The sequence below is a fragment of the Mucilaginibacter sp. P5_A4 genome, from assembly GCF_056400605.1.
Window position 1 is genome coordinate 1 of record NZ_JBFUKX010000035.1, and the last position, 14075, is coordinate 14075.

Sequence of the window (14075 nt, forward strand, 5' to 3'; positions counted from 1 at the left end):
ATAATTGCTGATGAAGACCGCAAAATTTCTGAAGCTTATGATATGATCCATCCAAACGCATCAGTAAATGCAACCGTGCGCTCATTATTCATCATTGGCCCTGATAAGGCTGTAAAGCTGATCATCACATACCCGGCATCAACAGGCCGCAATTTCCAGGAAATTTTAAGGGTGATAGATTCATTGCAATTAACCGCGAACTATGGGGTAGCCACACCGGTTGATTGGAAGGATGGCGAGGACGTAGTTGTAGTGCCTGCAATTAAAACTGAAGACATTCCTGCCAAATTTCCAAAGGGTTATACTGCCATAAAACCCTATTTAAGGATTACTCCGCAACCAAATAAATAATTTTATTTGGTTTATTAATTATTTTATATATTTGAAAAAGATAGGGTTATCTATTCCGTCTGAACATTAAAACCATTTTATTTTCAGTTTGGCTTTAGTTTTTAATCTATATAACAAAAATTTTTAATACTAATTATAATTATGAAAACTGGAAAAGTAAAATGGTTTAACACACAAAAAGGTTATGGCTTTATTGTTACCGATGATGGTAAAGATCTTTTTGTACACTTTAAGGATGTACAGGGCGGCGTAAATGCCATTAAAGATAATGATAGCGTTACTTACGAAGTGGAAGAAGGCCGAAAAGGATTACAGGCAGTAAATGTTAAAAAAGCATAATTAACCAAAGTCTTCACAACAGACCTCTGCAACCACAGAGGTTTTTTTTGTGCTATTTTTTTCGATTATGTATAATTCTGCTACTTTAGCCAATCAACTATATAACTATGACTAATGTTACCGCTTCTACTAATATTACGGCTTCCAAAGCTACAAGAAATATGATATTCCTGGTTCTTGTGGCTTCCCTTGGCTATTTTGTTGACATCTATGATCTTTTAGTTTTTTCGATAGTACGTAAAGCCAGCTTGCTGGATATTGGCGTTTCTGCGGCAGATGTATTACCTAAGGGCGTGTTTATCATCAACGTGCAGATGTTTGGCCTTTTATTGGGCGGCATTTTGTGGGGTGTAATTGGCGATAAGCTGGGCCGTATTAAAGTGCTGTTTGGTTCCATTCTTTTATACTCAATAGCCAATTTTGCTAATGCTTACGTGCACGATGTAAACACCTATGCATTGGTTAGGTTTATTGCAGGTATTGGCCTTGCCGGCGAACTTGGCGCAGGCATTACCCTGGTAAGCGAAACATTGAGTAAAGAAAAACGCGGATACGGAACCATGATTGTAGCGGTAATTGGTTTATTTGGCGCGGCAGCTGCTGTAATGGTAGCTAAACATGGCTGGCAAAATGCCTATAAAGTAGGTGGGGGGCTTGGCATACTTTTATTACTGTTGAGGATAGGAACTTTTGAATCGGGTATGTTTAAAAACATTGAGCAAAGCGAGGTATCAAAAGGAAACTTCTTTATGTTATTTAGCAGTTGGGATAAGTTTAAAAAATACATTTATTGTATCCTTATCGGGGCGCCTTTATGGTATGTGGTGGGGGTATTGGTTACCTTATCGCCTGAGTTTGGCAAAGCCCTGGGAGCAAAAGAAGCCTTAAGCGCTGCCGATGGGGTTTTATACACATACATTGGCATAGCCATTGGTGATATTTTTGCCGGACTGCTTGCCCAGGTCACCAAATCAAGAAAACTTACCATGGCGGTATTTTTATTGTTATCGGTGGTGAGCGTTATATTTTATTTAAGCTCAAAAGATTTAACCAATGCCCGGTTTGTGTGGCTCTGCTTTTTCATGGGCTGTTCTGTTGGCTACTGGGCAACATTTGTTACCATTGCAGCCGAGCAATTTGGTACTAACATTCGTTCAACAGTTACCACTACAGTTCCAAACTTTGTAAGGGGATCTTTAATTCCAATTAATATGGCTTTTGCAGCCTTTGTAAAAAGCTATGGCATGATAACCAGTGGCTATATCATGATGGGCATCCTTACACTCATTGCATTATTTTCGTTAAGCCAGCTAAAGGAAACCTTTGGTAAAGACCTTGACTATGTGGAGATAAGTTAATTTGAAGATTTGGTAATTATTGACGCTATTTACATTTTCAAATTGCCAAATCTTCAAATTCTCAAATTAAATTACATTTGCATTAATGATAAGCAAAGAACAAATAGCCGCTGATTACAAACAGATACAGGATGAGATATGTGCGGCGCTTGAACTAACCGACGGACAGGCCAAGTTTGAAGAAGAGAACTGGGAAAGGGAAGGCGGCGGCGGGGGCCGTACACGCGTAATCCAAAATGGAAATATTTTTGAAAAGGGCGGAGTAAACTTTTCGGCAGTACATGGTCAATTACCCGATACCATGAAAAGGGCGCTGCAGGTGGAGTCAGATGATTTTTTCGCTACCGGGGTATCTATAGTGATCCATCCAAACCATCCTTTGGTTCCTATTATCCATATGAACATCAGGTATTTCGAGATGCCATCTTCTTTTGGCGGCGCCGAAAAACCAATAAGATGGTTTGGCGGAGGTATCGATCTTACTCCGCATTACGTTATTGAGGAAGATGCCCGTTTCTTTCACGCTAATTTAAAAGCTGTTTGCGACAGCTATTATCATGATTTTTATCACCGTTTTAAACTTTGGGCGGATGATTACTTCTATATCAAACACCGAAACGAAACACGGGGGATAGGCGGAATTTTTTACGACCGGTTAACCGCTAATGATGAATTAAGCTGGGAGAACATCTTTGATTTTTCAAAGGCCCTGGGCAGGTCATTTATTCCGGCGTATACAGAGCTGGTTAACCGTAATCGCAACAAAGCATTCACCGATGAGCAGCAGCAGTGGCAATATCAACGCCGCAGCCGCTACGCCGAATTTAACCTGGTTTATGATGCGGGCACCAAATTTGGCCTCGAAACAAATGGCCGTATCGAATCAATACTCATGAGCCTGCCACCCACAGCCAAATGGGTTTATAACTACCAGGCGGTACCCGGCAGCGAAGAAGAAAAAACGTTATCGCTGCTAAAAAAAGGTATCAGCTGGGTTTAAATCATTACCTATGAAAAAGCTTATTCTGCCAATTATACTCATAAGTACCATGTGCTCCTTTATCGTGGATGATTATCCGCTGAAAGGCACCTGGGAATATAGGGGAGGTGTTGTTAATGGTAAAACAGATAGCGCTTCTACTGCTTATTCCTTACAACGCGTATATGATGAATCGCATTATAAAGCCGTGTTAAAAGAAAAAGGGGAGAAGGATGTTGTTTACGAAAAAGGAGATTACAAACTTGAGGCTGATACTTGTTTTGAAACACAAACCTACAGCCTGCAATCCTCAGAATTACTCAATAAAACAGTGAAATACACCTATGCAATTAGTAATGATACACTTAAATTATTCACCATTTTGCCCAATGGTAATAAGATTGAAGATCACTGGGTAAAGATCAAATAAACTTAGCCTGCAAGGTTAATAAATTAGCTTGTGTGTATAAATTATGCATGCATATTGTTGCCAAAATTGGCACATTAGTCAACTATTTTCTTAACTTCGCAGGTCGTTTAAAAATCAATTTAAACGGGCAATTATAGAGAGAAGATTCCACAAATAAATAAAAATGGCCGAAGGAACAGAAAACGATAATTCACACAAAGAAGACAGGATAATTTCGATAAATATTGATGAGGAAATGCGATCTGCTTACATTGATTATTCAATGTCGGTAATCGTTTCCAGGGCATTACCCGATGTTCGCGATGGACTTAAGCCCGTACACAGGCGTGTTTTATTTGGCATGCTCGATCTGGGTTTAAACAACAACAAGCCCTACAAAAAATCTGCCCGTATTGTGGGGGAGGTAATGGGTAAGTATCACCCGCATGGTGATAAATCTGTTTATGATACCATGGTACGTATGGCCCAGGAATGGAGCTTGCGCTACCTGTTGGTTGAAGGACAGGGCAACTACGGTTCTATTGATGGTGATGAACCTGCGGCAATGCGTTATACCGAGGCGCGCCTGCAAAAGCTGGCCGAAGAAATGCTGGCTGATATCAATAAGGACACTATAGACTTTCAATTAAACTTCGACGACTCGTTACAGGAGCCAACCGTTTTACCTGCAAAATTCCCTAACCTGCTGGTTAACGGTGCATCTGGTATTGCGGTAGGTATGGCCACCAATATGGCCCCGCACAACTTATCGGAGGTTATTGATGCTACTATGGCATTGATAGATAACCGCCAGATAGAGGTATCAGAGCTGATGAAATACGTTAAAGGGCCCGATTTTCCTACAGGTGGTATCATCTATGGCTTCGAGGGTCCGCGTGAAGCATTGGAAACAGGTCGTGGGAGGGTAGTGATCCGCGCAAGGGCCGAAATTGAAATGCATCACGGCGAAAGAGAACGCATCATTGTATCCGAAGTGCCTTACCAGGTAAATAAGGCATTAATGATTGAGCGTACCGCCGAGTTGGTTAATGATAAAAAACTGGAAGGCATATCGGCCATCCGTGACGAATCGAGCAGGGAAGGTATCCGCATTGTTTACGAAATTAAACGCGATGCCAATGCAGCCATTGTATTAAACAATTTGTTTAAGTACACCGCGTTACAAACATCATTCAGTGTTAACAACATCGCATTGGTTAACGGCCGCCCGATGATGCTTAACCTGCGTGACCTGATCCATCACTTTGTTGAACACAGGCACGAGGTAGTTGTACGCCGTACCAAATTTGAGCTATCTGAAGCCGAAAAGCGGGCGCATATTTTAGAAGGTTTATTGATCGCTCTGGATCACCTTGATGAGGTAATCCGCCTGATACGTGCTTCGCAAACTCCTGATGAAGCAAGAGAAGGTTTGATGAGCCAGTTCGGCTTAAGCGACCTGCAGGCTCGCGCTATTTTAGATATGACGCTTCGCCGGTTAACCGGACTTGAGCGTGATAAGATCAAAGATGAATATGCAGCTTTAATGAAACTGATTGAGCATTTAAAATCTATTTTAGCTGATGAAGGCTTAAGGATGCAGATCATTAAGGATGAGCTTTTAGAAATTAAAGAAAAATATGGCGATGAGCGCAGAACCGAAATGGTTCATTCATCTGCCGAAATGCAAACCGAAGACTTTATTGAGGATGAAGATGTGGTGATCACCATATCGCGCGAGGGTTATATTAAACGTACCCCGTTAACCGAATATCGTCGCCAGGGCAGGGGTGGTAAGGGTTCTATCGGCAGCAATAGCCGCGATGCCGACTTTATTGAGCATTTGCTGGTTGCATCCAATCACAACTACATGCTGTTCTTTACCGAATCCGGTCAATGTTACTGGCTGCGGGTATTTGAAATTCCGGAAGGAACACGTACTTCTAAAGGCCGTGCCATCCAGAATATTATTAATATCCCTAAAGAAGAGAATATTAAGGCTTACATCAAGCTTATCAGTCTTAAGGATAAAGAATACCTGGAGAATAACTTCATCATCATGTGTACCCGTAAAGGTACCATCAAGAAAACATCTCTGGAGGCTTACTCACGTCCGCGTGCAAATGGCATCAATGCCATCAACATCAACGAAGGTGATTCATTACTGGAAGCAACCTTAACCACCGGCAGCAGCGAAATTGTAATGGCGCTTAAATCGGGCAGGGCAATCCGCTTTAATGAATCAACTGTAAGGCCAATGGGTCGTACCGCAACCGGTGTGCGTGGTATTACACTTGATGACCAGACCGATGAGGTTGTAGGCATGATTAGTATCGATGATAGTGAAACAACGGTGTTGGTAGTATCAGAGAAAGGATACGGTAAACGTACCGATATAGACGACTACAGGGTAACTAACCGTGGCGGTAAGGGTGTGAAAACTTTATAAATTACTGAAATAACCGGAAACCTAGTTGCCTTAAAAGGTGGTACTGATAAGGGAGATCTGAGGATCATCAATCAATCGGGTATAATAATCCGTATTGCCATCAGCGAGCTGCGCACAATGGGCAGGGCTACGCAAGGTGTACGTTTAATAACCCTGAAAGGAAATGATGAAATTGCTTCGGTAGCAAAAATTGAGCATGACGAGGATGAAGAGAAGGAAATTGATGAAAATGCCGAAATAACTCCAGATGATGAGAACGCAGAGGGAACTGAAAGCCCTGAAGCATCATCAGAAAATGAGGCAACCGGAGAAAGCGCAGAACCAACAACTGACGAACCAACTGAATAAAAAATATGCAGTGCCGTAAAATTGTTTTATCTGTTTTAATACCATTTATTACTACAACTTTTGCCTTCGCGCAATCAGAAGCGCTAAAAGTTGTAGTTAATAACCTTGCTTTTTATAAACAGAACAAGGATCTGAAATATTTAAGAGCGGCAAAAAAATCTGCCGATAGCTTAATCATCACCCGTTCAGATTCATCTGATTTGAAAAAGAACACTTACAGGGCATTAATCAATGCCAGTATATTGTATATCGATTCGACCAATACAAGCGGGCAGCCGGCAACGTTATTGGCAGAAACAGCTGCATTGGTGGATAAATTATCGGCTAAAAGCAAAATTTATAATTACCAGGCCGAAATTGATTATTCAAAACGCTGTCTTGCCAATGTATATATACGTAAGGGTTTTGAGTTTGTAAACAACTCCGATTTCGCAAATGGCCGGCAATCGTTTGAAAACGCAAAGAAATATGCACCCAATTTTAAGCAACTTAATGATTATATAGCCTATTCAAACAATAAAATGGGCAATTTGGTTGATGCCGCTAAATACTACAGTAATTTATTAGCTGTAGATAGTACCCGTACAGAGTACATTGAAACAGCATCAAGTATTTATAAATCATTGGGCGATACCTCAAAAGCACTGCAAATATTGCAAAAGGGCAGGAAGCTTTTACCGGCCGACAGATTTTTATTGCTTGATGAGGCTAATATCTACAATAATTTAAAAGATTATAAATCGTTAGAACCATTAATAGGGCAACTACTTGATATTAATGCAAATAACGCCGATATTGCATTTGTAGCCGCTAATTGTTATGATCATTTAAACAAATACGACCGCGCCGAATCCCTATATTTACATACTATTGAGTTAAATGGCTCGGCTTATGAACCGGTATTTAATTTAGGTTTAATGTACCTGAAACAAAGCGCAATAACCAAGGAAGAAGGGGAGAGCACTAAAAATATTGGAATGGCCATTCAATGGCTCGAAAAAGCTAATGAATTATCTCCAAACAATGTTAAAGGTTTGCAGGCATTGCAATTGGTGTATGCCAAAACCAGCAATAAAGATCAATTAGACAAAATAAACAATAAATTAAAACAGCTAACTAATTAATAAAACATGAAAATCAAACTTTTGATGGCTGGTCTTTTAGGCTTAGTTTCAGCAACAACGTTTGCACAAAAAGGCGAGTTAAACAATGCAAAATCTGAGTACGAAAAGTACGAAGGATTAAGAGGTACACCTTTAGCAAAAGCAAGTTTAACTTCTGCCCGAACTTCTATTGACAAGGCTGCAGCAAACGAAAAAACTGCTACATTGCCGCTTACTTACGCTTTAAAAGGTGTTATTTACTCTACCTTTGCAAACCAGGATTCGGTAGCTGCTACCTCATTGCCTTTGTTTACCACGGCAGAAGAGGCATTAAAAAAAGCAAAAGAGCTGGATACTAAGGGCGAAAATAAGCAACTTATTGATGCAGGTAACTTAAACCTGGCCCAATACCAGCTTACAAAAGGCGTTGCCGAATACGGAAGCGGTAAATACGACCTTGCCTACAAATCCTTTGATTATTACCGCACCATATTGCCCGAAGATACCAATGCTATTTATTACACCGGTTTATCTGCGGCAAACTCAAATAATTACCCGGCTGCAATAGCAAATTATACAAAACTGGTCACCACCAAATTTTCAAAAATACCTGGTGTTTACATGGATCTTTCATCAGTTTACCTATTAAGTAAGGATACTGCAAATGCCCTTAAAACGGTAACCGAGGGTGTTGCAAAGTACCCGGCCAGTGCTGACCTGCGTAAAAGAGAAATAGAAATAAGCCTGCAAACCGGGAAAGAAAAAGAGGTTTTAGATAAGATCCAGAAGGCATTAGCTGCTGATCCTAAAAATAAAACACTTTATTATTACGCCGGCTTAACGTATTCACAAACAGCAGAAGCAGTAATTAAAGAACAAGCCAAAGCAAAAGATCCTGTTACCAAAAGTAAATTACAGGCTACAAAAGTTGAAAACTACAAACAAGCTGCAGATATGTACAAAAAGGCTTTAGAGATAGATCCTAATTATTTTGAAGCAAATTTGAATTTGGGCTATGTAATAATTAACCCCGCAATTGACGATTACAATGCTGCCAATAAACTTCCGGCCAATAAACAAAAAGAATACGATGCAGCTATTGCTAAAGCTAAAGCGCAATTTGAAGCAGCGAAACCATACTTGTTAAAAGCAGTGGATTTAAATCCAAAATCAATTGATGCATTAACAAACTTAAGAACCTATTACCTGGGTGTAAAAGATGATGCTAATGCAAACAAAATAAAAGCACAGATAGAGGCATTACCAAAACAATAATAATATAAAAAAGGAGAGGCTTTCATGTAAAGCCTTTCTCTTTAATATAGCTATTTAACATAATGTTAATTATGAGACTAATATTCATATCATGTTAAATAGATTGATATGGTAACTTTTAAAATTGATTATTTCACAACTGTAGCTTCCAATTCAATTTTTAATGTTTCAAAAAGGCTTTTCACTTCTAATAAAGTGGTCGCTTGCTTAATGCCATGCTTGGCTATCCAGGCTTGAAAAATATCAAAGCATTCGAAAAGCTCTGCCGACGAAGTTGTATAGATATTTAACCGCACAATATCTCCACAATTGTACCCTGCCTCGCTGATAACTTGTTCTAAATTTTGTATGGTTTGTACCAATTGGGTTTTCATATCACCGGTACTTGCTTTTCCATCAGCGTCTATGGCCGTTTGCCCCGAAACATAGAGTGTGCCTTCTGGCTGTTTTACTTCAACGGCTTGCACATAACTGCGTTCATCCTGCCATTGCCAGGGATTAATTATTCGTTTTTGCATTTGTTTGTTTTTTAGTTTGTGCCACTACAGGCACAAGAGTTAATAAAAAATGTACACCGCAAAGATGAAGACAGCACGTATATTTTTTTTGTGACAAACATCACAATTTTAAAAATGAGGGAAATAATACTAAGCAGAACGCCAGAGCCTGCTAAGGGTTTCGCGCGAAACACCCAGATAAGAAGCTATCAGGGTTTTAGACACTCTTTGAAATAGTGAAGGATACCGTTTTAGTAATTGTTCGTAGCGCTCCTTTGCATTGGAGGTTAGGAAAGACAATATGCGCTGCTGCGAACCAATGTGACCGGAATTTGCTTTTTTAAGAAAAAAATGTTCCATCTTTTGGAGGCCTGTACACAACTTTTGGTAATCTTGCAGCGAAAGGCAAAACACAGTGGTGTCTTCAAGGCATTTTAGCGACATTGTTGCTTTAGTTTGCGTATAATAGGCCAGAAAATCACTTTCCCACCAGTCTTCCATCGCAAAGGAAACAATATGCTGAATTCATCGTTATATACCAACATTAAAAGCCCCGAAATCACAAAATAACAATACTTTACGCTTTCACCTTTCTGAATAAGAAATTCGCGTTTTTTATAATTTCTAATAGTGAAATGCGAGCACACAAACGCAAATTCGTCATCAGTGAGCGGTACTATTTTTTCTATATGTTCCCTTAGTTTTTCCTGCATTTATCAGAGAATATAAAAAAACAACTTTATCTGGTATCTCGAATGTCCAGATCCACTCCGGTTTATTGCATGTCTAATAATGTAACAATGCTAATTTCTGTTACTGAACTCAAGCGATGATCATTAGTGAGAAAATAATCTGCCCTGTGCTCCAGTGCTGTTGCTATTTGCAAGGCGTCGGGAGTTCTTAAACTATATTTGGCTCTGAGCTCAGCCGCTTTCTCCGCTATTTCGTTGGAAATTTCAAAGATTTGAATGCCTTCAGCGTTTAATAATATCTTTTTATACTGGGTAACGAGTTTTGGTTTACCCTCCTTTAAAGGTTTAACCAAAACTTCTAAAAGAGTAATGGAAGAGGTAATGAAAGTAAAATCGCCATTATCGTTCGAAGTAAAATACGCCATTAATTTATCCTGGTAAGTTGAATGGCCTTCGATAAAATAGATTAGCGGAGCGGTATCCAGAAAGATGCGCTTTTGATAAAAATCAGTTATTACCACTGTCTTTCTTGGTCAACGTATCCGTCAATATCAGTATTACTCCATAAAGAAGAACCTACACCAGAAATAGAAGTTAACTTGGTTTTATTTTCCTTGCGTTCAGATTTACGAATTAACAACGCAAGCTTTTCTAAAAGATTAAGCTGGTCTTCCTTATCCAGGCGCTTAACCTGTAATAAGATGTCATTTACATTTAAATCTGCATTCATAGTCACAAATTTAAAAAATATTATCTACAAAAACCATTAGCCATAAAAGATGCAGGCGTTTAGCCTGGCGAAAATTCGTCTACAAATAATACAATAAGAACAATAAAAAGCCCTGTTAAGGGCTTAAGGGTAAATCACATATTCAACTAAAAAACCATAATTTCAAAAAGAGAAATTTGTTTGGAAAAATTCATTTGTAACAACCAGGTTCCCTAAATTTTCCGTACAGTAAAAGAAAAGAGCTACACTTATCAAATTGGTGTGGCTCTTTTCCCGTAAAGTAAATTAACGATTGGTGTTACTAAATATCCCGTAAACGTTTGATGGTATCATGGCTGGCGTTAATACCTTGTTGCTGTTTCGTGAGCAACCCGCGTACTTCCGGCTCCAAATTAGTTTCGGCCAAAGCGTTCCGGTAAGCATTCTTGATTGCATCCTCGCCGCGTTCACATTCTTCGAGTATACTTTTACGATCGCCGCCGCTAAACATGGCCTTTACATCTATCCAGGCACGATGCAATGAACCCGACACGCTGGTACCGGTTTCCGGATCGCCGTTATTACGACCCACCGCAGCAGCCAGTTCGGTTACATTTACACGGCTCTGCTGACTCAGTTGGTCAAAGGTAGCTTTCAGGTCGATGTTTTCGTCTTTCAAATCGGCCGCTGCTTTTTCAAAGCCGGCGGCGCGGTCATTATTAATCTCGATCAGGTCGTTTAATACGTCGATTGTTTTTTCTGTAGTTTCCATAGATATTTTAATAAATGTTTACATATCCCCATTCACGCGCTGTTACATACCAAACAAGTATAAATGGTTGTTCTTATTCCGCAGCAGCCTGTTCGTTAATGGAACTTTCTGCAAGAGCAGTTAACGCCTGGTCGGTTGCTTTTTCATTTTCCAGCGTCCTGCCTAATAAGGCCGCCACATCCGTATGTCCCATACTATCGGCGAAAGCCCTAAGCGTTCCATAGGTTGCTATCTCATAATGTTCTACTTTTTGAGCAGCGAGGATTAAACCCGCATCACGAATTAAAGTTCCGGCATCGGTATCTTCAATAATACCATCAGCTTCTTCCAACAGGCCTGCCATGGCATCGCATTTTTTTGCTGCCGCTTTTTCGCCCAGTAGCTCAAATACCTGTTCCAACATATCTGCGTGGGTTTGGGTTTCCTGTGCGTGCTTGTCAAAAGCCGCAGCAAGCTCGGGGCTCGTGGCCGCTTTTTTCATTTTTGGCAAGGCCTTTACCAGGTGTTTTTCTGCCCAGTAAATGTCTTTCAATTCATCTACAAAAAATTCATGAAATTCTGAATTTTCCATTTTTCCGGTTTTTGTCGTAGCGGTTCTGGTTCCGTTACTTTTTGTTGAAGTTGCCATAGATATTTGGTTTATAAAATGTCTTTTAACAACATCGGCAGAAAAATAAAGTTTTGTGAAATTTAATTTTGTAATTAATAAATTATATAAATAATTAAATACACCACAAAAATAGCAGCATATTGCCTTGTAGTAAATATGATCTGGGCTAAAAAGTCATGCCAAAAACTCTCCCACCGATTAAAAATCTTTAATGCAATTGGTTGCCGGGTATAGTGCAGCTCAAGTACCAAAGCATGGACGAAAACGCTTTCAGGTTTTTTTAGGGTACATGCCAACTATTTATGAAGACCTGACTTGACTGATGCCTCTCCCCTGCCGCTTGCACCTTTAAGCTCCCAGATCATTTTATAGCATGCTGCGGTATTGTACCTGGTAATAATAAAAGTGCAGGTAAAACAAAAAATACACCAATCAAAAAAGGGAACAGACAGCTATTCGGTAGCAATATGATATGTCGGATCTTCGATGATGTTCACATCAATAACCTCAGCTGCGTTTTTAAGTAGTATGCGGCAATCCTGACTCAAATGTTTTAGGTGAAGCTTTTTGCCTGCCTGACGGTAACGTTCTGTCAATTTATTTAATGCTTCAATGCCCGACATATCGGACACCCTGCTTTCCTTAAAGTCGATTATTACCTCTTCAGGATCAGTTAATACATCAAACTTATCATTGAAGGCCGTTACAGAGCCAAAGAATAATGGTCCAAATATCTCGTAATGTTTAACACCTGCATCGTCCACATATTTTCTGGCCCTGATTCTTTTTGCACTTTCCCAGGCAAACACCAATGCTGAAATAATCACGCCAATTAGTACAGCTAAAGCAAGGTTATGGAGCCAGATAGTAATCAGCGCTACTAATATGCCCACAAACACATCTTGTTTCGGCATTTTATTGATGATACGGAAACTAATCCATTCAAATGTGCCAACGGCCACCATGATCATTACACCGGTTAAGGCAGCCATTGGTACACGTTCGATGACAGGAGCACCAAATAAGATAATTATAAGTATGGTTAATGAAGCGATAATCCCCGATAATCTTGCTCTGGACCCGGCAGAAAGATTTACTAATGTTTGTGCGATCATCGGGCAGCCGCCCATTCCAAAGAAAAACCCGTTTAGGATATTGGCACCTCCCTGTGCGATAGCTTCACGGTTGCCGTTCCCACGGGTAGCGGTCATTTCATCAACGAGATTTAGTGTTAGCAGTCCTTCTGTTAAGCCAACGCCTGCCATAATAGCGGCGTAAGGAAAAATGATTTTTAAGGTATCTAAATTAAACGGCACTGCTGGAATATGAAATGGCGGGAAACCACCGCTTACTGCTGCAATATCTCTAACTGTTTTGGTGTGTATTCCAAAACAAAGAACAATGATAAAGACAACAATAATTGCAACTAAAGACGGTGGTACTGCCTTAGTTATTCGAGGTAATAAAACAACAATTCCAATGGTGAGCGCCACCAATCCGGCCATAATATAAAGTCGAGTTCCCGTTAACCAGGCTTCATGGCCGCCCACTACTGTCTTAAACTGCTGCAGCTGTGCCATGAAAATGATCACAGCTAATCCGTTGACGAATCCATACATCACAGGTTGCGGCACAAGGCGTATAAATTTACCTAACTTGAATAAGCCAACTAATATTTGAATTGCTCCCGCTAAAGCTACGGCTGCAAAAACATAATCAAGGCCGTTAGATTTCATTAGGGCAATTAATACAACAACGGTAGCACCTGCGCCACCGGAAATCAAACCTGGCCTTCCACCGAATATTGACGTTACCAATCCCATAATGAAAGCTGCATACAAGCCAACCAATGGAGGAAAACCTGCGAGTATCGCAAATGATAGTGACTCAGGCATCATAGTCATAGCGACTGTAAGGCCTGCAAATATTTCATTTTTGTAATTGATATTTTGGGAAAAGTCGAATAGGTTCAATTTAAAGCCCGGCATATAAAAATGTGTGTTTAAGGATGAATTTGTCAAGCTCGCAGGAATAGCAACATCAAAAAAAGATGAATGCACAACTCGTGCAAAATGTAAAAAAGAAATTGTTTGAAAAAAATACTATGACGTTATCGCAGCGTAAACTTAAAGGCTTTGACCATTTTATTAGTCTACCGGAAGGTAACTCAGAATGGTGTACCTG

Annotated in this window: 14 protein-coding genes and 2 pseudogenes; 9 read left to right on the plus strand and 7 right to left on the minus strand. The window is 39.9% G+C overall.

All coding sequences use genetic code 11. The features are described 5' to 3' along the window. The 8 genes and pseudogenes from AC1DQW_RS18790 to AC1DQW_RS18825 form a co-directional block, all read left to right on the plus strand. On the plus strand, positions 1-351 hold a 351-nt coding region (locus AC1DQW_RS18790; protein ID WP_477455481.1), incomplete at its 5' end, for a thioredoxin domain-containing protein. Positions 352-492: 141 nt separating this feature from the next. Continuing rightward, a complete protein-coding gene (locus tag AC1DQW_RS18795; RefSeq protein ID WP_091142652.1) occupies positions 493-690 on the plus strand; it encodes a cold-shock protein in 198 nt (65 codons plus the stop codon). A gap of 107 nt (positions 691-797) precedes the next feature. Then, a complete protein-coding gene (locus AC1DQW_RS18800; protein WP_477455482.1) occupies positions 798-2048 on the plus strand; it encodes an MFS transporter in 1251 nt (416 codons plus the stop codon). An 85-nt stretch (positions 2049-2133) separates the two neighbouring features. Continuing rightward, positions 2134-3048: an oxygen-dependent coproporphyrinogen oxidase gene (hemF, locus tag AC1DQW_RS18805; protein ID WP_477455483.1), complete on the plus strand. Its 915-nt coding sequence runs from the start codon at positions 2134-2136 to the stop codon at positions 3046-3048. 10 nt (positions 3049-3058) lie between these two features. After that, complete coding sequence (locus AC1DQW_RS18810; protein WP_477455484.1) at positions 3059-3457, plus strand: hypothetical protein; 399 nt, start codon at positions 3059-3061, stop codon at positions 3455-3457. Positions 3458-3620: 163 nt separating this feature from the next. Beyond that, positions 3621-6233 (plus strand): annotated as a pseudogene (gene gyrA, locus AC1DQW_RS18815) (DNA gyrase subunit A). A 5-nt stretch (positions 6234-6238) separates the two neighbouring features. Then, positions 6239-7357 carry a tetratricopeptide repeat protein gene (locus tag AC1DQW_RS18820; RefSeq protein ID WP_477455485.1) on the plus strand — a complete coding sequence of 373 codons (1119 nt, stop codon included), beginning with the start codon at positions 6239-6241 and terminating at the stop codon, positions 7355-7357. Positions 7358-7363: 6 nt separating this feature from the next. Beyond that, a complete protein-coding gene (locus AC1DQW_RS18825) occupies positions 7364-8611 on the plus strand; it encodes a tetratricopeptide repeat protein (RefSeq protein WP_477455486.1) in 1248 nt (415 codons plus the stop codon). A gap of 128 nt (positions 8612-8739) precedes the next feature. Here the strand turns inward: AC1DQW_RS18825 and AC1DQW_RS18830 are convergent, their stop codons facing one another. The 6 genes from AC1DQW_RS18830 to AC1DQW_RS18855 form a co-directional block, all read right to left on the minus strand. Then, on the minus strand, positions 8740-9129 hold the full coding sequence (locus AC1DQW_RS18830; RefSeq protein ID WP_477455487.1) for a RidA family protein: 390 nt from the start codon (positions 9127-9129) through the stop codon (positions 8740-8742). Positions 9130-9258: 129 nt separating this feature from the next. Further along, positions 9259-9609, minus strand: coding sequence for a Crp/Fnr family transcriptional regulator (locus tag AC1DQW_RS18835; protein WP_477455488.1), 351 nt, complete (start codon positions 9607-9609; stop codon positions 9259-9261). A gap of 274 nt (positions 9610-9883) precedes the next feature. After that, positions 9884-10321 (minus strand): type II toxin-antitoxin system VapC family toxin, encoded by a 438-nt coding sequence (locus AC1DQW_RS18840; protein WP_477455489.1) that lies wholly within the window; start codon positions 10319-10321, stop codon positions 9884-9886. Then, the gene (locus AC1DQW_RS18845; protein WP_477455490.1) at positions 10315-10530 is read right to left on the minus strand and encodes a hypothetical protein; all 216 of its coding nucleotides are present in this window, start codon (positions 10528-10530) and stop codon (positions 10315-10317) included. The genes AC1DQW_RS18840 and AC1DQW_RS18845 overlap by 7 nt, the downstream gene beginning before the upstream one ends. A gap of 301 nt (positions 10531-10831) precedes the next feature. Beyond that, positions 10832-11281 (minus strand): PA2169 family four-helix-bundle protein, encoded by a 450-nt coding sequence (locus AC1DQW_RS18850; RefSeq protein WP_477455491.1) that lies wholly within the window; start codon positions 11279-11281, stop codon positions 10832-10834. Positions 11282-11354: 73 nt separating this feature from the next. Continuing rightward, positions 11355-11909, minus strand: coding sequence for a YciE/YciF ferroxidase family protein (locus AC1DQW_RS18855; protein WP_477455492.1), 555 nt, complete (start codon positions 11907-11909; stop codon positions 11355-11357). 338 nt (positions 11910-12247) lie between these two features. Between AC1DQW_RS18855 and AC1DQW_RS18860 the strand changes: the two are divergent. Further along, a pseudogene (locus AC1DQW_RS18860) lies at positions 12248-12418 on the plus strand (transposase); the annotation flags it as partial. Here the strand turns inward: AC1DQW_RS18860 and AC1DQW_RS18865 are convergent. Then, entirely contained in the window at positions 12344-13879 is a 1536-nt protein-coding gene (locus AC1DQW_RS18865; protein WP_477455493.1) for a SulP family inorganic anion transporter, read from the minus strand. The pseudogene AC1DQW_RS18860 and the gene AC1DQW_RS18865 sit on opposite strands and share 75 nt — an antisense overlap. Positions 13880-14075: the final 196 nt, after the last annotated feature.